The organism is Pedobacter sp. NJ-S-72, assembly GCF_053890575.1.
This window is the reverse complement of record NZ_CM132681.1, coordinates 843,247-863,996: the sequence shown is the minus strand read 5'-3', so window position 1 is coordinate 863,996 and position 20,750 is coordinate 843,247. Positions and strand designations below refer to the sequence as shown.

The window sequence follows — 20,750 nt, the reverse complement described above, 5'->3', positions numbered from 1 at the left end:
AAACCCTATCTTATTTTCATCCGGATATTCCACGGATCTACTTGCAGATCGGTCTTTCGGGTTGTTTTTTAATCGGGCCGTCCCTTTATTATTTTACTAAGGCTGCCCTAAAGAATATCCAAAAGACTCCGGCCAGCTGGAAATATACTTACATCACATGGATTGCCGCTATCGTGACTATTGGTGTGATTGTTCCTTATCAAACCCATCCGTGGGATTGGAACCATTATATTGTACATATTATTTATGGGCAATGGGCGGCTTATTTTATACTGACCGGGTGGCTGATGAGGGATATGATTGCCAAACTCTTTTCACCGGGTGAAACGCTTTCCTCCCACGAAAAACCGATACTATCAATTTTTGCCGGAAATACGATTATCCTGATCACCTATATGATCGTCTTCATGACTTCTTCGGGTGGTGTATACATCAGTGGCGCAGTTTTCTTCTCTCTCCTGCTTTACCTGAATATCCCACTTTTTTTTTGTTAACGGACAAAAGTCTGGCACTACATTTCTTGGTGGCAATGAAGAACTGGAACGGTATGCGAATAAAAAAATCACCGACCACCGGGTGATTAGCTTGAGCGCAAAGCTCCAGCAACTCATGATGGAGCAACGGCTCTATAAAAACGCAGACCTTAAACTGAATGACCTTGCCAAAATAATCAATATCTCCGGACACCAGCTTTCCCAATTGCTCAACGATAATATGGGCAAAAACTTTGCTGGCTATGTCAATGAATTCCGCATTAATGAGGCATGTTGTTTGATTGCTGACAACAAGTCCATCAAGCTGGAGGAGATTGGTTATGAAGTTGGCTTCAACTCGAAATCTACTTTCTACGAAGCATTCAAAAAGCATAAAGGTACCACACCAACGCTTTACAGAGAACAACTGGAAGCTGCCCCAAGTACTCAAATCTGTACGGATTTATAAATCCGAACTCCGAAATCTCAGTTTCCCCTCCCCCTCAATTATCTTCTCTGCTAGTTTTGGATATTATTAAAAATTATCCAGAAGATGAGAACCACATTCCTGTTATACCTCTGTTTATTGATAACGCTGACCTCAAAGGCTCAGGTTATTAAAGGCAGAATTTCCGATGCCGGAACCAGCCAGAGTATTCCTTTTGCGAACCTTGCACTTGCCGGACAAGTCAATCCATCCGGCATCAGATACTTAAGTACCGATACATCGGGAAATTTCGAATTCAGGCAAATTCCAAATGGCAGATACACATTAACAGCCAGCCTGATAGGATATCAAAAAATCCAGATGAAATTTACCATTAACGCAGATAGTATGAAGGTAATGGACCTTGGGAATATGGGCATGACCGAAGATCCCAACTTATTACAAACTGTAACTATTAATGGAGGGACACCCGCTTTTGCCACCAGAAATGGCCAGATCAATATTGGTATTGCTGGTAATACCTTCTTTAAATCTACAGCTAACCTGATGGATGTGTTCAGAAAGCTTCCGGGGCTACAGGTAACCCGGATGGAACAATGCTGCTTGGAAATGGTTCGAGCCCAACACTTTTCGTGGATGGCAGACCAGTCAATATGAATGGAGATGAGATTCAAACTTACCTGAACAGCCTTTCGCCGGACATGGTGGAATCTATCGAAATGATCAGCCAGCCTTCTTCCAAGTATGATGGCCAATACAAGGGAATCATTGATGTCAAACTAAAACGCAGCCAATCTATGGGGTTAAAAGGCACCTATAACCTGCGTTTCCAGCAGAATAACAACAGCTTGCTTGACAATAATCTGGCACTGGGTTATAAAACTGAGCGATTCCTTTATGGGTTAAGTCTTGGCCAAACTATAGGCAGTACCTATTATAAGTACCATGCATTACAGTATCTGGCCAATACCAATGCCATGATTACCGATACCCGCACTATTACTGCTCAGAAAAACTATAATATTCAGGCACGAATAGCCTTTGAACCTAAAAAGGGACAAAGCCTGGAAGCATTTCTTCGACTTATCAGATTAACAGAAATGCAATGATTGGCAATCTGCTGACCACTAAAACTAATGATTTGAACAACACCTTATCTATCCTGCAAAGCAACAACAATGGCTTTCCAAAGCAGCATAACTACTCAGGTGGAATTAATTATGATGCACAGTTCAAAACCAGAGAATTCCATATTCTCACTGCAATAGCACAGATCGATAACCGCCAGACCGAAGACATCCAAAATACTAATCAACTCAGTAATGTGCTTGTGAACTATTGGAAAACCAAATCCAGGAACAATATCGTGATCCGTTCCGCACAGGCAGATTATATTCAGGATCTGAATTCTGGAAAACTGGAACTGGGAGGTAAATACGCTTATACGTCTACTGCTAATAATTTACGTTATGATACGCTTGGGAACGAATCCTTTAACCTCGATCCTAAACGCAGCAATCTCTTCAACTATCAGGAATATATTGCTGCTGGTTACTTATCTTATTTAAAGTTTTCTGGAAAATTCTCTTATAGCCTCAGTCTTAGAGCAGAACATACACGTACTCTGGCAAATTCGATTACGGAAGGTACCTTAACTGAAAGAAGTTATCTGAAATGGCTGCCCAGTGCCAGCCTGACTTATGAAGTCGCAAAGGATCAACAGGTTAGCTTCAGTTATAGCAGAAGACTAACCAGACCGACATTCAATGCACTGAACCCTTTCCGTTTCTACTTCAGCCCGCGCAATTACTGGATCGGAAATCCTTATCTCCAGCCTTCAACAACTAACCTTTTCTCCCTGTCTTACAGTAAAAAAGCTTTAAATATATCAATCAATGCAGGACGTGAAAATGACCCAATGGTACGCTACCCGGAATATGACCCGGTCACTAATATACTTGCTTATATGGGTACTAATTCGCTTTACAGGGGTTTTGCAAATATTGTGGCGAGTTCACCGATTACTATTAATGAGTGGTGGCGAATGAACAACAGCCTGGGGTTATATTACAACAGGGAGCTTATGCCCTATTTAGGTCAGACTTACAAGATACCTGTCTTTAACTATATATTGAATGGCAGTCAGGTCTTCACCTTAAGGAAATGGCTTGTTGACCTTAGCTATTATTATCAATCCAGAGGCGGCAACAGTCTTTACATCATTGCTCCTGTCTATACTTTTGATCTTGGCTTGCAGAGGTCATGGTTAAATAGCAGGCTCAGTTCCAAATTGTCTGTACAGGATGTGTTTAATAAAGGGCGACAAAGACTTATTTTTAGAGAGAAGAAGATTATTGATAATGATTTTTACCATGACAATGGTACAAGGCGCCTTGTTTTTAGTCTTACTTATAATTTTGGGCGATCAACTTATAAGGCTAAAGAAGATAAAAAAAGTGAAGAAGAGAATAGGGTTAACCGTTAATAAGCTGATAAAATATTCAAGTATCACTATCCTGAGTATAAAATTGGATATATTTAAAATTTGATTAGTTTATGCACCATAAGCAAAATATCTATAGTGACAAAAGCTCACAATAAACCCGAAGCAATTATGAAAACTTTTAAAATATATCAAATAGATGCTTTTACAAAAGAGAGATTTAGTGGAAATCCGGCAGGAGTAGTTGTAAATGCCGACGGATTAAATGATACTCAAATGCAACAGATCGCAAAAGAATTAAACAATTCTGAGACGGCTTTTCTTTTCTCTCCTGATGACAATGATTCTGACGGCTTAATCAGATATTTTACGCCAACATCAGAAGTTCCGATTTGTGGGCACGCTACAATTGCCGCGATGTACGCAAAAGCTATTGAACACAATTTGAATTCTTGTATTTTAAGATATAAAAACCAAGGTTGGTACACTTCCTTTCGAGATAGTGAAGGAAAATGAGGATTACCAAGTCATAATGACCCAGGGTAAATTTGAACTTAGTCCTGCATTTGATACGACGACGACGCAACAAATATTAGCTGCATTAGGGCTAGGTTATGATGATACTGATGAAAGATGCCCGGTTCAGATCGCTTCTACTGGGCATTCAAAAGTTATGATAGGGATAAAAAGCAGAGAAAAACTCAACAATTTGAATCCAGATTATAGTAGTTTGATTACACTAAGTAAACAGATCAATTGCAATGGGTATTTTGTGTTCACATTTGACTCAGATGATGATGACGTATTAACATATGGGAGAATGTTTGCACCGGCAATTGGAATAAATGAAGACCCGGTTACAGGTAATGCAAACGGACCCTTAGGGGGATATCTGATACAGAATAAAATCGTTGATTTTAAGGGAAATACCTTCGGATTCAATGGTAAACAAGGGGAGAAAATAAATAGACCCGGGGTAATAGGTGTTAGCGTTGAGATTGAAAATGATTTACCTGTATTAATAAAGATAAAAGGGAAGGCTATAGCGGTATTTAAGACTGAAATTGAATTAGAGGGATTAGCTCGCTGATCCCTGTGGGGGGAGGCCTCAATCAAAAATGCTGTCGCTGCGCGCTGGAATTTTTTGTTTTTAATCTGGCCCTTGAGCTGAAGAGCTCAGGCCGGTTTAAAACAAAAAATGCCACCCGAAGAGGGTAGCATTTTTGTTTGGCGGAGAATGGGGGATTCGAACCCGCGGACCCTTTAACAAGTCAACAGTTTTCAAGACTGCCGCAATCGACCACTCTGCCAACTCTCCGCGACAAAAGTACGAAAAAAGAGGGTTTTTACAAATTATAATATGCATGAGACGTTTAAACGCCTCATTATGAATTAAAAAATTTATACTTCTACCCCATAAATCCTTGATTCTTCTTCCCAGGGATGATACCCCTGCCCTATATATTTAAACCCATATCGCTCATAATACCCGATATGATCAGTACAAAGATACATCTGCTGAAATCCGGCCTTCTTAGTATCAGCTTTCGCTTTTTCAAGTAACAAGGAACCATAAGAATTCCCTCTGTATCTTTCATCAACAAATACTGCACAAACCCAGGGATACAAATCCATTCCATTCTGCTAATAAAATCATTTGGAACAAGTCCGGCACAGCCCATTATTTCTCCTTCGTTTTCCAGCAGATACCATTGAGGCAAATCACTTTTTGCAACGATGCAATGACTGACACAATCCTCATATATAACCGGAGGCATTTCTTCCCAGATTTTTTGCAAGTACGCTATAGCCCGATCTTTATATTCTGGATTTTCCCTTACTGATATTACTTTCATCATTAAATAATAAATATATTACACTGATTTTTTCCTCTTCGGCTTAACGATCATCAACACTTTCAGACTAACCAGATCCTTTTTTAATTCAGTAATCAGTTCCGTTATTAACTCAACACTATTATCGTCCTGGTTCAGTAGCCTTCCCCAGGCTTTATCTTCCAATCGAAACTGCCTTTTGAATACCAAAGGAATCTTATAACTCTGTACAGTTACAGCGCTGGCATAAAGATATAGACATTCGATAATCCCCTCTAAAGTTCTCTCATAATAGAGCGTTAATTTTTTATAACTCTTAGAACGTTTATGCCTCATCAAATACGGCCTGAAACGTTCTGCCTGCGCAATAAACATTTCATTCTCCAAATCGTCATCCTCATCTATCCCGAATCTTCGAATCAGCTCCAGTTTAAACTCAACGAGTGTGTTCTGGGTTTTAAGAAAATTCTGAACAAAAGGGTCTTCTATTTTTTCAAAAAATTCATTATCAGCGATATATTGTTCCCATGCATGCTTAAAATCCTTAGCATATGATTTCATCGACCTTTTAAAGGTCATGTAGTAAACGAATTCATAAATATGAGAATGCATATAAGTGGTTAATACACCTAACCCTCTTATACAAAGATTTAAATCAAACGGATCATTGCTGGAAACTTTCATAAATAAATATAAACATAATATCGTTATAATTAAGAATTATACATCAATGCTTTCACCTATTTCAGGCAAACACAATGTCAAATCTGATTTTTCAAATTCAATTATCGCATCACGTTTATCATCAATTTTAATTAATCCGAATGTATCATAATGTACCCCAACCACTTTATCTACCTTAACAAATTGCGCCGCCTCAATCGCATCCTCTACTCCCATAGTTAGCAAATCACCTATCGGAAATACAGCAAAATCAAGATCAATCCATCTTGGGATTAATGTCATATCTAAAGTAAGACCGGTATCACCACTATAATAAAAATTACCATCTGCGGTATCTAAAACGAATCCACAAGCCACACCAGCATAACTGCCATCCGGAAAGCTACTTGAATGTTGTCCGATAACAGATCTCACCGTTCCGAAATCGAAAGTAGCTTTGCCTCCAGGATTTATCGGATGTACATTTTTAACTCCCTGTTTTTTAAAGTATTCGTACAACTCCCAAATACCTAATACCTTTGCGCCTGTCCGGTTTGCAATAGCGACCACATCGAGCATATGATCAAAATGACCATGAGAGACAAAAATATAATCAGCTTTAACCTCCTCTATTCTAATGTCTTTCGCTAATTCATTTCCCGAAATAAAGGGATCAAATAGAATGTGCTTGCCGCCTGCAATTACGGAGAAACACGAGTGTCCATAATATATAAGTTTCATCTTTTAATTGTATTAATTTATAAAAATCAGGAATATCAATTTACTAAAATCCGATTAAAGATTGTTATTTAGCATTCAAAAAAGGAACAGTTTATTTTAAAACAGTCCAGAATTAATAGCCTGTCTGATAAATACGACGGGCTATACGGTTTTTAGATAAGGTTAATGACTACATCAATATTACCTTTGATGGCTTTAGAATACGGGCAGGTCTGATGTGCAGCTTCTGTCAAAGCCTGGGCAACCTCACGCCCCAACCCGGCAGACTTACATGAAGATGCGCCAGCCCGAAATCAATCACGAAATACGCTATGTAGGCTAAGTTGATCCTGAACTAGTCATTTTTGAACTTGAGCTTTTTTTAGCATATCAATAAAAACACATGTAATTTTCATTGTAAAAAATAGTTTATCAAAGTACTTCTATACTAATTTGTTTTAGTTTTAGATAAATTAACCCTTGAACCTATTATGAAGAAAACTTTACTTGCCATTGTGCTGGTATTTTCTACTACAATTCTATTTGCACAGCAAACCACCTACCCTGTTAACGGCTCTTTTGACACCAGACCAGGTATGTTTGCCTTTACCAATGCAACAATTGTAGTTAATTCCAGCCAAACCCTATCCAACGCTACATTATTAGTAAAAGGCCAGCTGATACAAGCTGTCGGCTCAGGCTTAACTGTACCAAAAGGCTATGTCGTCATCGACTTAAAAGGAAAGTTCATTTATCCTTCATTAATTGATGCTTTTTCAAGTTATGGTTTAGCTGAAACTGCTGCTCAACCCCGCGCAGCCCGTCAGTCTGTTTTTGTATCTACCAAAAAAGGTGCGTACGGATGGAATGAAGCTATCAGACCAGAAATCCAGGTAAAAAATATCTTCTCTATTGACAGCAAAAAAGCGATGATGATTTGCGAAAAGCAGGTTTCGGAAGTGTAAACGTAATTAGCCGTGATGGAATTGCACGTGGAATTTCAGCAGCGGTAACGTTGAATGAAAGTGCGGATAACAATGTATTTCTGAAAGATCAGACCGCTGCAAATTACTCCTTCAACAAAGGTACCTCATCAAACGATTATCCGACCTCATTAATGGGTTCAATCGCGCTGTTACGTCAAACCTATTATGATTCACAATGGTATGGTAAACAAAAAGACGAGTACAACATCTCGTTGGAAGAATTTGCAAAGCAGCAAAGTATCCCTCAGATTTTTGAAGCTGATGGCTGGGCCAATATCCTTCGTGCCGATAAAATTGGTAAAGAATTTGGCAAACAATATATCATCAAGTCTAATGGCGACGAATATCAGCGCATTAACGAAGTTAAAGCTACCGGAGCAAGCCTGATCATTCCCTTAACTTTCCCTAAAGCCTATGATGTAGAAGATCCGGCAGAAGCCAGAGAACATAACCTTAGCTCAAATGAAAGCCTGGGAAATGGCACCTGCCAATGCAGCTGCATTAGAAAAAGCAGGAATTAAATTTGCACTCACCTCTTTCGGTTTAGAGAACACACGCGATTTCTGGACTAATATCCGAAGTGCAATTGAAAACGGCCTCACTGAAAAACAAGCTTTATCAGCAGTTACTGAAATTCCAGCTTCACTCCTTGGTATCAGCGATAAAGTTGGTTCACTGGAAAAAGGCAAAATAGCCAACTTTTTGATCTCTTCTGAAAACCTGTTTAAAAATGGCAATATCATCTTCGAAAACTGGGTACAGGGAAAACGCTTTATCGTCAACAAAATAGATGTTGCCGATATACGTGGCCTTTACAATTTAAATGTTGATGGCGTTGGTCCGTTAACCTTAAAAATCACTGGTACATCAGGCGGTTCAGTAGCAGCAATTGAAAGAACCGGCGTTGACAGTGTGAAAGCTACCGCTACTTTTACCAGAAAAATGGTGACTGGATAAACATCAACTTCAATTTAAAGAAAAACCCTAAAGGAAATATTCGTTTAAGCGGATATTTAACAGCTGCATCCCCTTTATTAATCAAAGGGGATGCAATACTTCCTGATGGAACATCCGGAAGATTTACTGCTGCTTATAAAGAAACTGCAAAAGAAACACCTAAAAAAGAAGAGCCAAAAACCAGTTTAGCAATGGGTACGCTGGTTTATCCATTTGGTGCTTTCGGAAATGCAGAAATACCTAAACAAGAAAGCGTTCTGATTAAAAACGCCACAGTCTGGACGAATGAAAAGGAAGGCATATTACCAAATGCAGATGTCCTGCTGGAGAACGGAAAAATCAAAGCAGTTGGTAAAAACCTATCCGCAGGCAATGCAAAAGTTATTGACGCGACAGGCAAACATGTAACCGCAGGTATCATTGATGAACACTCGCACATTGCTGGTTCTGGTGGTATTAACGAGGGCGCACAATCTGTTTCGGCAGAAGTTCGCATCGCAGATATTATCAATTCAGAAGACGTGAATATTTATCGACAGCTGGCAGGTGGTGTGACAACCTCACATATTTTACATGGTTCAGCAAACCCAATTGGCGGCCAGTCTCAACTCATCAAACTACGCTGGGGCAAAGCACCCGAAGAATTAAAGTTCGCTGGTGCAGACGGCTTTATCAAATTTGCATTGGGTGAAAATGTTAAACAAAGTAATTTCGGTTCTGGTGCACGTTTTCCGGTAACACGTATGGGTGTTGAACAGACATTTGTTGATGAATTTACCCGTGCAAAAGAATATGAAAAAGCTATTGCAGTAAAAGGAAATAACGTTCGCCGTGATTTAGAATTAGATGCAGTGGTAGAAATTTTGAAGAATAAACGCTTCATCACCTGTCACTCCTACGTGCAAAGTGAAATCAACATGTTAATTCATGTTGCTGATAGTCTTGGTTTCAAGATCAATACATTCACACATATTTTAGAAGGTTATAAAAGTTGCCGACAAAATGAAAGCTCATGGTATTGCAGGTTCAACTTTCTCAGATTGGTGGGCTTACAAAAACGAAGTTGCAGAAGCAATTCCTTACAATGGCAAGATCATGCATAATGTAGGTATTACAACAGCTTTCAATTCTGACGATGCAGAAATGGCTCGTCACTTAAATCAAGAAGCAGGAAAAGCAGTTTTATATGGTAATGTTCCTGAAGAAGATGCCTTTAAATTTGTCACCCTGAACCCGGCAAAAATGCTTCATATAGCTGATAAAGTTGGTAGTTTAAAAGCAGGTAAAGATGCAGACGTAGTGATCTGGTCAGCCGACCCGCTTTCTATTTATGCAAAAGCAGAGAAAACTTTTGTGGATGGTGTTGCCTATTGGGATATTGATAAAGATGCACAGCAGATCAAAGCTCAGCAAACGGAAAAAGCCCGTTTAATTCAGAAAATGTTAGACAGCAAAAGCAGTGGTTCCAGTACACAACGTCCACTGGGAAATTCTCCCCGTCTTTACAATTGTGAAACTTTAGAAGATTATTCAGCAGAATTAAACGAATCAGAACATGCACACTAACCTAAAAACATATCTACTTAGCCTGACCCTATCGGCATCATGCCTGATATCCTTTGCGCAAGCTAACATCTCACCCGCAAAAAAACAAAGCAAAACCATAGCCATTACAGGTGCTACAATCCATATTGGAGATGGGACAATTATTGATAACGGGACTATCCTTTTCGGGAATGGAAAAATCATTTCGGTAATAGCTGGCGGACAAGTTCCACAAGATGATTTCATGCGTATTAATGCCAGCGGAAAACATATTTACCCGGGTTTTATTGCCACTGCAACAAATTTAGGGTTAACAGAGATTGAGGCCGTAAAAGCTACGCTCGATTTTTCAGAAATTGGTGATTATAATTCACACATCCGCTCAATTGTAGCTTACAATACAGATTCAAAAGTACCTGCAACATTGCGCAGTAATGGTGTACTTACTATGGCGCAGCCGACACCACAAGGCGGAACAATTTCTGGCAGTTCATCAGTGGTGCAGTTAGATGCATGGAACTGGGAAGATGCAGCAATTAAAACTGATGATGCCATGCATATGAGCTGGCCCGCTACTCCTCGTTTCAGAGGTTTTGGCAGAGCGCAAACTTCACCAGAAGTGCTTACAGAACGTAACCAGTCAGCTATTAATCAATTAACATCTTTCTTTGCCGAGGCTAAAGCCTACTCAGAAATGGGAAAACCAGAAGTCATAAACACTCGTTTCGAAGCTATGAAATCAGTTTTCTCAGGTACAGAAAAGCTATTTATTGAGGCTGATAGTCAGAAAGATATCACTGCCGCTGTTAACTTTGCAAAGAAATTCGGGATTACTCCAGTAATTACGGGTGCTGATGAAGCTTATTTAGCAATCGGCTTTTTAAAAGAAAACAACATTACGGTAGTGGTTAAACAGCCACATGCACTGCCAAATAACAATGATGATGATGTGAATATGCCTTACAAAAACGCAGCTATTCTGGCTAATGCCGGTTTGAATGTTGTGTTAAGTATCGATGGGTACTGGCAACAGCGTAATTTGCCTTTTATGGCGGGCACAGTTACTGCCTGGGGACTGGATAAAGAAAAAGCATTATCTACCATTACATTGAATGCAGCAAAAGCAATGGGTGTAGATAAAATTACAGGCAGTATTGAAGCCGGAAAAGATGCTACTTTTTTCATCTCTGCTGGTGATGCCTTAGACATGAAAACTAATAAAGTTGAACAGGCTTTTATCCAGGGAAGAGATATTAATCTTGATAACCTGCATAAACAACTGGATAAAAAATTCAGTGACAAATATGCTACTGAAAAAAAATAATCTCTTTCAGGAGATGGACAGCCCTTTCCATCTCCTGATTTGTAAAGCCGGTAAAACCCAGTAGAAAACTATTTTTATGTTTGAAGTGTATAGCTAATTCCTCAATTGGAATTAGAATAATACCTTGGAATCCCGCTGTTTTTTTACTGCTTCTGCATGGCAGTCTTTAACGAAACTTACTACAAAATGCATTCCGGCATCTCCGGCATTAATGATAATATGATCCCCCAGATATTTTTTCAGCAAAAAAACAAGGTAGTCCTGATTTTTTTTGTAAAGGAGGCGCATCCGTCTCAGATGTCTCGCAAAATGCCCTGAGCGAATAAATTCACATAATATTGCCTGATCTATACCAGGATTCTGCCGGTCAGTAATCATCTTGATAAAGGAAAGTTGCCGGGCCATTTCGGCAGTTGGCATAACGACATAGCCAATGCGAAGTGCTGGAAATAAGATCTTGCTAAAAGTACCCAGATAAATTACATGCCCGCTGTTGTCAAGCCCTCTCAATGCAGGAAGTGGCCTGCCATTATACCTGAATTCACTATCATAATCATCTTCAATAATCAGCATTCCCTTCTTTTTAGCATGCTGTAATAACCTGATCCGTTCTGCCAGCGGCGGCATCGTTATACCCAAAGGATATTGATGAGAAGGTGTCACATAAGCAATCTTTGCAGAGGGATAATTTTTCAGTGCATAATCAATATCCAGCCCCTTATTACCTATAGGTATAGGACAAAGTACACCACCAAAACGCTCAAAGGCACATTTTGCAGATGCATATCCAGGATCCTCCATCCAGCACTGATCACCTTTTTTCAAGAACATTTCGGCAAGAAGATGCATGCCCTGCCTGGAGCCATTAACAATGACCAGCTGGTCGGCCTTGCAGTCAATAGACCTGTTAATTCGTAAATGATCTGCCAGCACTTCTCTTAACGGCAGATGCCCCTGAATGTCATCATACCCCAAATGCAGCAAATGAATATTCCGGTAAATATCTGCAGCAATTCTTGACCAGATGGCAAAAGGAAAATGTTCAAAAGAAGGTATTGAGGTCTGGAAAGCTTTTATGGGCTCTATCCGGTCATCATTGATCAGATATTTCCCATGTCCCGGCAAATTATATGTGGATTAAACCCGGTATGCTCTTTCTTTTCTTCAGCTATCGCTAATGTCTTTTGACGCGTACTTTTATTTGCCAATTCAATTTCTTCGCAAATGAAAGTCCCCGCTCCCGTTTTACTGATCAGATATCCCTCAAGGATCAACTGTTCAAAAGCCAGAATCACAATATTTCTGGAGATACCAAGATACTTTCCCAATGCTCTTGTTGACGGCATCCTGTCTCCATATTTTAACATTCCCTGATGTACAGCATCCCTGATTTCGTTGTACAATTGAATGTATAACGGTTTTTTCGAATGAATATCCAGTTTGAGAAATGTAAGTAATATGTCGGGAGATGATTTTGGCATGTTTAGATTATTAATAATGGTACTATTATTATAATAAAAATGGATCTTTTATGTGTACCAATATAACAGCATTTTTGTATTATCAAAAGGCTATTAACAGAAAAATATCATGAACATTGCATTAATTAGTTACCATACACAGGAAAAAAATATACGGCTGGCACCGATAAGGATGAACATACTAGTCTACTGGATTTTTTATTAGCTAAAGGACTTCATATCGAAAGTGTGATTTGGAACGATCCGGAAGTTAACTGGGGAAATTATGATTTAGCCATACTTAAAACTCCCTGGGACTATCACGATCATTTTGCAGACTTTAATACCTGGCTCAATAAGCTGGAAGCATTGGGCGTAAGCTTATTAAATCCATATGATATTATTCGGTGGAATAGTGATAAACATTATTTAAAGGAAATTGCAGATGCTGGTCTTAAAATTATACCTTCCCTGTTTCTCGAACAAGGATCAACTTCACCATTGCGGGTTTTCTTTGATAGCTTAGCAGTAGAAAAACTAATTATCAAACCCTGCGTGAGTGCGGGTGCCAAAAACACATTAATATTAACTAAAGAAGATATTGCTACCAGTCAAAATGTTGTTGACGCACTTCTACAAGTAGAAAGCTATATCGTTCAGTTCAGCCTTATATGAAAGAGATTCAGAACGGCGAATTATCTTATATATTTTTGGGTGGTGAGTTTAGTCATAGCGTACTTAAATTACCGGGTGAAGGTGATTTCCGGGTACAACATTATCATGGAGGAACAATCCGGGCTACAGAAAAGAACACCCGGGACTATATTTTAACTGCACAAGCGTATGTAAAAAAGTTTGCAGCTGGGTGTCTGTACGCAAGAGTGGATGGCCTGATTGTAAACGGTGTATTCCATTTGATGGAGTTAGAACTTATTGAGCCCTATTTATTTCTCAACAACTATCCCGAAGCATTTCTCCGCTATTATGAAACATTATTAGCCATTATTCCCCAGGAAAGCCCCGTAAAGAAGAACTAAGTTTATTGATTAAAGGCATAGTAAAGAGGACGTTTCCTGTTAAAATCAGGGAAGTCCTTTTTTTTTTTAACTATATTTATTTTCTTATTTTGAATTTATCTAAATAAGCATTCGTCGTTTTCCCTCCCCCCAACTCTAATTTCACCTAGCGAATAACAACGTTCACGTAAAAAATTTATAAATTAATTACAAAGCATTAATTTTGAAAAAATAAAAAACAAAAGTTAACCCTAAGTATTTATTCGCTAAAAAATGTCCTCATACTTCAACTTTATTTCTAGTTACTATGTTTAAAAGTAACTTTATAGCTATTCCCCGTCACTATTTGGTCATTCTATTCGCTTTTTGCTTTATCTCCTGCAAAAAAAAAAAACACCAGCTCCTAACCCTCCGGCCCCGGAAATAATCACAAAAAAAGATTATAAAGATTACCAATTTCAAAGCATGGCGGCTGCGTCGGGTTACTACATAACAGATACCATTTGGGCTAAAGATAAAATATCAGACTTTATCATCAGAAAAAGCTTCGATTCAGAGTTTTCATACCCGATTAATGGTGATTATAAGGATCTTTACCTTGGCTCTCCTATTGACGGAAGACACTTTATAGAAAATAAGGGAGCATTTAAGGGGTATACAAAATTCAAAAGAAATCCGCTCAGTTTAGTTACGACAAATGCCTATAATTTTAATGCTCCGCATATCAGGTTGGATGTACCAGTCAATAATCTGGCGGGTATGGATAGCCTTGTAAGGGAATATTTACAGGGCGCTAAGCCCAGTCTCTTTGGTTTCTCACGTTACGAACACTATCCATTTTCTAATTACAATGAATTGAAATTATTTTTTTTTTTGAAAATTCAACTATACTGGATTTGTTTAAGATCGGTAATGATGATTTAGGAAAAGTAGAAAATGGATTAGTTTATTATAACAGGAAAGAAACATTCACATTGCGCATCACATCTGGTGAGAAGAACTTTTTCCAGCAGCCATACAATCTTGATATACTTAAGAGTGATGAAAGTGGTTTTGTCAATAGTATTACCTATGGTAAGATCTCGATCATGACAATTGACTCTAAACTGGGCTGGCGGGAAATGAATAAAATCATCCTTAATATCACTGAAAACAACAAGCCGGTCTCTGATGATGAGCTGAAAACATTAAATACAGCAAAAATACATACTTACCTCAGGGGATATAGCCCTGAAAACCAAGCTCAATTACTCAAAAGTTCAGGTAATGCTTTAGCAACAATCAAGACTTTTACAGATATCACTAATCCACCATCCAATTTTGTCAATAGCGGAACATTTAACTATGAAGACCATGGAGTTCCAATAGCATTTGAACTAAGCAGTGCTTATTCAAGTGACAAATTTCTAAAGAATTTTAATTATTCAAAAACCATAAAATCTATCTAAAGTGAAAAAACTAAATTTACTCTCTATTGTAGTAATCGGACTTGCCGTGTCCTGTAAAAAAGAAGCAAAAATTGCTTCTGATGACCAAACTAATCAGTCTAAAGACGCTCAATTAAGTGTGTTCCAGGACAGAAAAGTTATCCCAAATCCTTTGGTTGAAATAGGAAAAGGTTCTCTGCTTAATTTCAACCAGTTAATGAACAGCCAGAAAACCAGCAGCGGAATTGTAAGAGACAGCGCATGGACAAGCGGTGGCGGAAAAACACTATTTGTAGAAACTGATGATGTTATGGTTTCAAACGAGAACTGGGACCTTGCCTACCCAGGTGCAATTTTCAACAGTAAATCTATCGTAAACGGTTATTTATTTAACCCATTAAGTGTGAGAGATTATGATGCTTTACCAATCAGAGCCAGTCTTTCTATCCCTGGTACTAACGTTGGCGGAGTAATCGAAAACCCCGATATTGTTACCATGCGTGATTTTGTAGGTCAGGTAGTTGCCAGACAAGGTACTGTTCCTCAAATCAACAGTTTTTCTTACACTTCAAGTGAGTTCACTGATTACAATGAACTTAAATATACATTCGGTGCGAACGTAGACATAGGTAAAATTGTAAGTATCGGTGTTAACGGTGGTGGAACAAAAATTAAATCACGTACCGGGGTTATCGCGAAATTTGTTCAGGAAAACTTTACTGTAGATATGTCATTACAAAAAAAAACTGAGTTAATCAGTCCTGCTGATGCTAACGCAGTGATGGATGAGTATGCGCCAGTATACGTAAACTCTGTAACCTATGGTAGATTCGGGATGTTTATGGCTGAAACTGATGCGTCATATCAGGATTTTAACGTGGCTTTTAAAGCAGGTTTAAATATTGGTATTGTAAAATCTGATATTAATGTAACAAGTGCTCAGAAAGCATTACTGGATAAAGCTAAAATTACTATTTATATGAAATTTGGCCCGGGGCAGGCTTATACTGCTACAGTAAATGGTTATGAAGCATTCAAAAATGCAATCTTAGCTGGTGCTTCAGTAACAAGTGAAAGCTATGGAGGACCAATTTCATTCAGAATGAGAAACTTGAAAAACTTCGCTTTGTTTAAAACAATTTTCAAAATTAATCTTGCAAATTAATTAAACATTAGAAAACATGAATGTATCTCAATTAAGCAGAATGAGGATCTTTTCATTGAGTGTCTGTACTTTGCTGATGATCAGTATATATGGATGCAAAAAAAAAAAATGAATCCCTGACAGCTGGTCAAAATTCAGTAAACAAAGATGCTGGATCGCGTCAAACCAATGGTTTTGTTGAGTCTTCTGATTTCACAGTGATGGATAATAACGCTGATATAGTTTACCTGGGTAATGTACTCTCAGGTAAACTGCTCACAGATTCGGCACAGTTCTGGGGCCTGAACGGCTACCAGAAATTACCGATCAGAATCAGCTGTTCATTTCCTGGGACAAACACTGGAGACGTGATTAATACGCCAAGAATGTCTTCTTTCAGACAGACTTTACAGAATATCTTAAGGAGAAATAGTTTTCAAAATACTCAGATCGGAGCGTTCGCATATACCTACAGACCGTTTTATGATTATGATGAGCTAAGAAAAGATTTTGGTTACAACTTAAGTGTAAGAGGCCTCTTTTCTTCTTCTTCTTCAAGTCTGATGCATAATGTGACTACGATCAAAAAGAAGAAGTTTGGTTTTGTAGCCAGTTTCCAGATTGAAAATTTCACTGTTGATATGCCGTTGCCTCAAAAAACAGAATTGATTGGGGTAACCGATCTTGCCACATTAATCGCCGGAGGTCAGGACCCATTGTATATCAACTCTATTTCATATGGCCAGAAGGGTATTCTGTCGGTAGAAACGAATCTGAATATGGAAGAAACAAATAAGGCTTTTACTAAAGTAACGAGTAAAATTTTCAAGAAAACTACGGAGACAATGACGGAATATGAAAAGCATCTGATCCAGGAGTCTACAATTACCTTATTTTTAGTTGGCGGACCAAATTCTGGAAGCCCAATGGCCATAGATGGATATAATTCATTTATTACCTATGTAACTTCTTTAGGTGATTTTTCTGCCGATAATCCAGGTTATCCGATCAGTTTCAGATTGAGAAGATTACAGGATTACTCTTTGTTTAAGGTGAATATTAATATGCCTAACTAGAAATTAATGAAACGATTAACTACTCTGTTAATGTTTTTAATAATCGCGGCTTCCTGTAGAAAGGAAGCCGTAGTTATGAAAGACAATAATCAAAAGGCTTTATTAAAGTCTCCGGAAGGAAGTAATGTGAGCATTACTAACGCGTCTATAACTACATTTAGCAACTGGCTTCAGGGCTCATCTGCTGTAAAATCACATTTAAACTCTGGCAAAACCAGTGAGATACCCGACAAACTTATGTCTGGTGGCTCCTGGAAAGACAAAATAATTGGTGCTGTCCATATCCAGAAAGACAGCATGTGGCTTGGTGATTTTGCCGGCAGATCATTTATTGGTTATGCTGATGAATTTACTATGCTACCTGAATGGCTTGGACAAAAAGACAATTTTTACCTGGGGAACCTGATCAGGGGAAACACGATTTCCTCTTTAGACATGACTCCATTATCTGAACGTCTGGGCCATTATGAGTCAAGACCCATCAGTGCTTCAATTTCATTACCAGGAAAGGTGGTATCAGGAACGTCGTTTAATCCTAATGATATGGCAGCCACTCAATTTTACAGTAAGCTGCTTCAGGACAATGGGATGGCAAGTATGCAAACAGCATCTTATAGCTACAGCCTTCAGGAATTCACGTATTACGATGAGTTAAGAACAGTCTTTGGTTCTAATGTAAAAGTTAATGCCTTATTCTATGGTTCCGGATCAACATCCACTAATGGTGTAATGAAAATAGCCGGAAAAACAGGGCTTGTGGCCAAATTTGTACAAAAGAATTTCTCCCTTGACATGGATGTTCCGGAACAAGGTGAGCTTTATGCGAACCTGGATTTAAATGCCGTTGACGGTTACTGGCCAGCTTATATTAGTACGGTTACTTATGGCTCTACCGGTATACTGGCTATTGAAAGTGATGAAGACAGACAAGTGGTCAACAGCACATTTACAAAAGCATTCAGGGTATTGGGAGGTTTGGTTTCCGGAACTTCCGACCTGAGTTCTTCTGAGATAGCTACGATCAAAAATCTATGATGAAGATCTATTTTATAGGTCCGAATGGTGCTGAGGTTGTCAAAAGAATTCTTACCGTCGACGAATTGCTGGATTACATTAAAAAAGGAGCGAATTTCTCTGCACAATCTCCTGGAGTACCGATATCTTTTAAAATGAAATCTTTGAAGGACAACAAAACCATCAATAATAATTTCAGGATTGATGTGCCGGTAGAAAAATTATGGGCAAAAGTTTCTGAGCCTTATGATATTCAGTCAATAGGTAATAAAAAGACAGCAAAATCACTGCTGTCCTTCTATGCAGATCAGGACTATACCATTCCTATCATCGCTCCGGCAAATATTAATTTTAGCTACAGAGTAATTTGCCTTACCTATTTATACGGCCAGTTTCCACCACAGGGAATCCCCTACCCACTCATGGTCGCTCCAATCAGGGCCACATACAATACGAATCATCTCACTTCTGTTGAATTGAAGTTTAATTATCTGCCTCCAAAGACAGAACTCAATTACTTGAAAGCCCAAAGCCCAGCCTATTTTAGTGCACCTGTTACAACAGCTGGTCTGCAAACCGGAGCACCCAATTCTGGTGACTGGGATATTATCAGATAAAAAATACTCCCGGAATAAATATTCCGGGTTTTAACATCACTTACCACATCTAATTCTATGAAATTATTCTCTACTTTATTTTTATTCATTATCGTCTTTTCTTCCTGTAAGAAGCAGACAGTTAACATCAAAAACGCTGATCAGAATATTACCTTAAAATCCCCGGAGGGAAGTAATGTAAGTATTAACAGTGGTTCACTCAATGCCTTCAACAGCTGGCTGCAAGAATCTTCATTTATCAAATCAAAGATTAACTCCGGGAAAACCAGCAGTCTGGAAGTCCCTGACAGGTTAATGTTCGAAGGCTCATGGCATGACAAAATCATTGGAGCTGTTCACATCAAACAAGACAGCATGTGGATCGGGGATTTTGCCGGCAGAACTTTTATCGGTTATGCCGATGAATTTACCATGCTACCCGAATGGCTTGGACAGAAAGACAATTTTTATCTGGGTAACCTGATTAAAGGAAATACAATCTCTACGCTTGATATGACTCCATTGTCTGAGCGATTGGGTCAATATGAATCCAGACCAATAAGTGCGTCTATTTCATTACCGGGCAAAACTGTCTCCGGAACCTTTAATCCTAATGAACTATCAGCTTCGCAATTTTACAGTAAATTACTTCAGGATAACGGAATGGCTAACGCTCAAAAGGCCGCTTATAGTTATAGTCTACAGGAATTTACTTATTACGATGAGTTAAGAACTGTTTTTGGTTCTAATGTGAAAGTAAGCGCATTATTCTATGGCTCAGGCTCAACAAGCACCAACGGTGTCATGAAAATTGCAGGTAAATCGGGTTTGGTTGCCAAGTTTGTTCAGAAGAACTTCTCTCTCGACATGGATGTTCCGGAACCAGGTGAACTCTATGCGAACCTGGACTTAAATGCTGTTGTTGAGGGTTACTGGCCAGCTTATATCAGCAACATCACTTATGGCTCTACAGGTATACTGGTTATTGAAAGCGAAGAAAACCAGCAACAGGTGAACAGTACTTTCAAAAAAGCATTCTCCGTACTGGGAGGATTGGTTTCAGGAACATCTGAACTGAATTCTGCCGAGATTGCTACGATCAACAACTCCATGATGAAAATATACTTTATTGGCCCGAATGGTGCGGAGGCTGTAAAACGGATTGTTAGTGTGGATGAATTGCTGGGATTCATTAAAAAGGGTTCTGATTTTTCTGCACAAACACCTGGAGTACCGATATCGTTTAAAATGAAATCTTTGAAAGACAATAAAACGATCAATAATAATTTCAGGATTGATGCGCCGGTTGACAAAATTTATGCGAAGATCAATATCGTACAGGAAGGAAGTTTGTATGCCTCATACCTGGATTTTTATGGTGATGAAGGAGCAAGAATACCGATTGTAGCACCAGCCAGGATAACTTTCAACATGAATAATTACAGAATGGTTCGTGAAGGTTCACCCAGAGAGGGTTTCAACTTTGTGAGAGAGGGTGATGCAAAACAGTTGAATAATACCTCTCACTTAACGAGAATGTCGATACTGCGTTCTTCCTCTTCAAGTTTTCCAATGAGGTTAACCGACCCTGCTGACGGTTCTTATATTGTTATAAAACCTTAA

The 20,750-nt window shown here is 38.7% G+C and carries 27 protein-coding genes and 1 tRNA gene; 22 read left to right on the top strand and 6 right to left on the bottom strand.

Features of this window, described 5'->3' with window-relative positions; genetic code table 11:
• Window positions 1–41: 41 nt before the first annotated feature.
• From ACWYN3_RS05695 to ACWYN3_RS05665, 7 genes are all read left to right on the top strand, one after another.
• The gene (locus tag ACWYN3_RS05695) at window positions 42–494 is read left to right on the top strand and encodes a hypothetical protein (RefSeq protein WP_456220272.1); all 453 of its coding nucleotides are present in this window, start codon (window positions 42–44) and stop codon (window positions 492–494) included.
• 115 nt (window positions 495–609) lie between these two features.
• Window positions 610–942, top strand: coding sequence for a helix-turn-helix domain-containing protein (locus tag ACWYN3_RS05690; RefSeq protein ID WP_456220271.1), 333 nt, complete (start codon window positions 610–612; stop codon window positions 940–942).
• 84 nt (window positions 943–1,026) lie between these two features.
• The gene (locus ACWYN3_RS05685) at window positions 1,027–1,578 is read left to right on the top strand and encodes a carboxypeptidase-like regulatory domain-containing protein (RefSeq protein WP_456220270.1); all 552 of its coding nucleotides are present in this window, start codon (window positions 1,027–1,029) and stop codon (window positions 1,576–1,578) included.
• Complete coding sequence (locus ACWYN3_RS05680) at window positions 1,575–2,030, top strand: hypothetical protein (protein ID WP_456220269.1); 456 nt, start codon at window positions 1,575–1,577, stop codon at window positions 2,028–2,030. The genes ACWYN3_RS05685 and ACWYN3_RS05680 overlap by 4 nt, the downstream gene beginning before the upstream one ends.
• Window positions 2,027–3,406 carry an outer membrane beta-barrel family protein gene (locus ACWYN3_RS05675; protein WP_456220268.1) on the top strand — a complete coding sequence of 460 codons (1,380 nt, stop codon included), beginning with the start codon at window positions 2,027–2,029 and terminating at the stop codon, window positions 3,404–3,406. The genes ACWYN3_RS05680 and ACWYN3_RS05675 overlap by 4 nt, the downstream gene beginning before the upstream one ends.
• A 129-nt stretch (window positions 3,407–3,535) precedes the next feature.
• Window positions 3,536–3,880 (top strand): PhzF family phenazine biosynthesis isomerase, encoded by a 345-nt coding sequence (locus tag ACWYN3_RS05670; RefSeq protein WP_456220267.1) that lies wholly within the window; start codon window positions 3,536–3,538, stop codon window positions 3,878–3,880.
• The gene (locus tag ACWYN3_RS05665) at window positions 3,867–4,454 is read left to right on the top strand and encodes a PhzF family phenazine biosynthesis isomerase (protein WP_456220266.1); all 588 of its coding nucleotides are present in this window, start codon (window positions 3,867–3,869) and stop codon (window positions 4,452–4,454) included. Before ACWYN3_RS05670 ends, ACWYN3_RS05665 begins: the two co-directional genes overlap by 14 nt.
• Window positions 4,455–4,592: 138 nt before the next feature.
• Here ACWYN3_RS05665 and ACWYN3_RS05660 read toward each other — a convergent pair.
• From ACWYN3_RS05660 to ACWYN3_RS05645, 4 genes are all read right to left on the bottom strand, one after another.
• Window positions 4,593–4,682 (bottom strand) — tRNA-Ser (locus ACWYN3_RS05660).
• 83 nt (window positions 4,683–4,765) lie between these two features.
• Window positions 4,766–4,999: a GNAT family N-acetyltransferase gene (locus ACWYN3_RS05655; protein ID WP_456220265.1), complete on the bottom strand. Its 234-nt coding sequence runs from the start codon at window positions 4,997–4,999 to the stop codon at window positions 4,766–4,768.
• Window positions 5,000–5,238: 239 nt separating this feature from the next.
• The gene (locus ACWYN3_RS05650) at window positions 5,239–5,883 is read right to left on the bottom strand and encodes a hypothetical protein (protein WP_456220264.1); all 645 of its coding nucleotides are present in this window, start codon (window positions 5,881–5,883) and stop codon (window positions 5,239–5,241) included.
• 36 nt (window positions 5,884–5,919) lie between these two features.
• The gene (locus ACWYN3_RS05645; RefSeq protein ID WP_456220263.1) at window positions 5,920–6,603 is read right to left on the bottom strand and encodes a metal-dependent hydrolase; all 684 of its coding nucleotides are present in this window, start codon (window positions 6,601–6,603) and stop codon (window positions 5,920–5,922) included.
• A 470-nt stretch (window positions 6,604–7,073) separates the two neighbouring features.
• Between ACWYN3_RS05645 and ACWYN3_RS05640 the strand changes: the two genes are divergently transcribed.
• The 6 genes from ACWYN3_RS05640 to ACWYN3_RS05615 all read left to right on the top strand — a co-directional run bounded on the left by ACWYN3_RS05640 (window position 7,074) and on the right by ACWYN3_RS05615 (window position 11,394).
• Window positions 7,074–7,547: a hypothetical protein gene (locus ACWYN3_RS05640; protein ID WP_456220262.1), complete on the top strand. Its 474-nt coding sequence runs from the start codon at window positions 7,074–7,076 to the stop codon at window positions 7,545–7,547.
• On the top strand, window positions 7,520–8,089 hold the full coding sequence (locus ACWYN3_RS05635; RefSeq protein ID WP_456220261.1) for a hypothetical protein: 570 nt from the start codon (window positions 7,520–7,522) through the stop codon (window positions 8,087–8,089). Before ACWYN3_RS05640 ends, ACWYN3_RS05635 begins: the two co-directional genes overlap by 28 nt.
• The gene (locus ACWYN3_RS05630) at window positions 8,031–8,525 is read left to right on the top strand and encodes an amidohydrolase family protein (protein WP_456220260.1); all 495 of its coding nucleotides are present in this window, start codon (window positions 8,031–8,033) and stop codon (window positions 8,523–8,525) included. Before ACWYN3_RS05635 ends, ACWYN3_RS05630 begins: the two co-directional genes overlap by 59 nt.
• A gap of 191 nt (window positions 8,526–8,716) precedes the next feature.
• Window positions 8,717–9,628 carry a hypothetical protein gene (locus tag ACWYN3_RS05625; protein WP_456220259.1) on the top strand — a complete coding sequence of 304 codons (912 nt, stop codon included), beginning with the start codon at window positions 8,717–8,719 and terminating at the stop codon, window positions 9,626–9,628.
• Complete coding sequence (locus tag ACWYN3_RS05620) at window positions 9,621–10,091, top strand: amidohydrolase family protein (RefSeq protein ID WP_456220258.1); 471 nt, start codon at window positions 9,621–9,623, stop codon at window positions 10,089–10,091. The genes ACWYN3_RS05625 and ACWYN3_RS05620 overlap by 8 nt, the downstream gene beginning before the upstream one ends.
• The gene (locus tag ACWYN3_RS05615) at window positions 10,081–11,394 is read left to right on the top strand and encodes an amidohydrolase family protein (RefSeq protein WP_456220257.1); all 1,314 of its coding nucleotides are present in this window, start codon (window positions 10,081–10,083) and stop codon (window positions 11,392–11,394) included. Before ACWYN3_RS05620 ends, ACWYN3_RS05615 begins: the two co-directional genes overlap by 11 nt.
• 111 nt (window positions 11,395–11,505) lie before the next feature.
• Here the strand turns inward: ACWYN3_RS05615 and ACWYN3_RS05610 are convergent, their stop codons facing one another.
• Together ACWYN3_RS05610 and ACWYN3_RS05605 are read right to left on the bottom strand one after the other, a co-directional pair.
• On the bottom strand, window positions 11,506–12,519 hold the full coding sequence (locus tag ACWYN3_RS05610; RefSeq protein WP_456220256.1) for an aminotransferase-like domain-containing protein: 1,014 nt from the start codon (window positions 12,517–12,519) through the stop codon (window positions 11,506–11,508).
• Entirely contained in the window at window positions 12,495–12,875 is a 381-nt protein-coding gene (locus ACWYN3_RS05605) for a GntR family transcriptional regulator (RefSeq protein WP_456220255.1), read from the bottom strand. Before ACWYN3_RS05605 ends, ACWYN3_RS05610 begins: the two co-directional genes overlap by 25 nt.
• A 228-nt stretch (window positions 12,876–13,103) precedes the next feature.
• Here ACWYN3_RS05605 and ACWYN3_RS05600 point away from each other — a divergent pair, with 228 nt between their 5' ends.
• The 9 genes from ACWYN3_RS05600 (at window position 13,104) to ACWYN3_RS05560 (ending at window position 20,750) form a co-directional block, all read left to right on the top strand.
• Window positions 13,104–13,529 carry a hypothetical protein gene (locus ACWYN3_RS05600; RefSeq protein ID WP_456220254.1) on the top strand — a complete coding sequence of 142 codons (426 nt, stop codon included), beginning with the start codon at window positions 13,104–13,106 and terminating at the stop codon, window positions 13,527–13,529.
• The gene (locus ACWYN3_RS05595; protein WP_456220253.1) at window positions 13,526–13,891 is read left to right on the top strand and encodes a hypothetical protein; all 366 of its coding nucleotides are present in this window, start codon (window positions 13,526–13,528) and stop codon (window positions 13,889–13,891) included. Before ACWYN3_RS05600 ends, ACWYN3_RS05595 begins: the two co-directional genes overlap by 4 nt.
• Window positions 13,892–14,335: 444 nt before the next feature.
• Window positions 14,336–14,794 carry a hypothetical protein gene (locus ACWYN3_RS05590; RefSeq protein ID WP_456220252.1) on the top strand — a complete coding sequence of 153 codons (459 nt, stop codon included), beginning with the start codon at window positions 14,336–14,338 and terminating at the stop codon, window positions 14,792–14,794.
• Complete coding sequence (locus tag ACWYN3_RS05585) at window positions 14,767–15,318, top strand: hypothetical protein (protein WP_456220251.1); 552 nt, start codon at window positions 14,767–14,769, stop codon at window positions 15,316–15,318. The genes ACWYN3_RS05590 and ACWYN3_RS05585 overlap by 28 nt, the downstream gene beginning before the upstream one ends.
• A gap of 1 nt (window position 15,319) precedes the next feature.
• Entirely contained in the window at window positions 15,320–16,462 is a 1,143-nt protein-coding gene (locus ACWYN3_RS05580) for a thiol-activated cytolysin family protein (protein WP_456220250.1), read from the top strand.
• Between the two features lie 89 nt (window positions 16,463–16,551).
• Entirely contained in the window at window positions 16,552–17,517 is a 966-nt protein-coding gene (locus ACWYN3_RS05575) for a thiol-activated cytolysin family protein (protein ID WP_456220249.1), read from the top strand.
• 30 nt (window positions 17,518–17,547) lie between these two features.
• Window positions 17,548–18,552, top strand: a complete 1,005-nt coding sequence (locus ACWYN3_RS05570) for a hypothetical protein (RefSeq protein ID WP_456220248.1) — start codon at window positions 17,548–17,550, stop codon at window positions 18,550–18,552.
• Window positions 18,549–19,148, top strand: a complete 600-nt coding sequence (locus tag ACWYN3_RS05565) for a thiol-activated cytolysin family protein (RefSeq protein WP_456220247.1) — start codon at window positions 18,549–18,551, stop codon at window positions 19,146–19,148. Before ACWYN3_RS05570 ends, ACWYN3_RS05565 begins: the two co-directional genes overlap by 4 nt.
• A gap of 57 nt (window positions 19,149–19,205) precedes the next feature.
• Window positions 19,206–20,750 carry a thiol-activated cytolysin family protein gene (locus ACWYN3_RS05560; protein WP_456220246.1) on the top strand — a complete coding sequence of 515 codons (1,545 nt, stop codon included), beginning with the start codon at window positions 19,206–19,208 and terminating at the stop codon, window positions 20,748–20,750.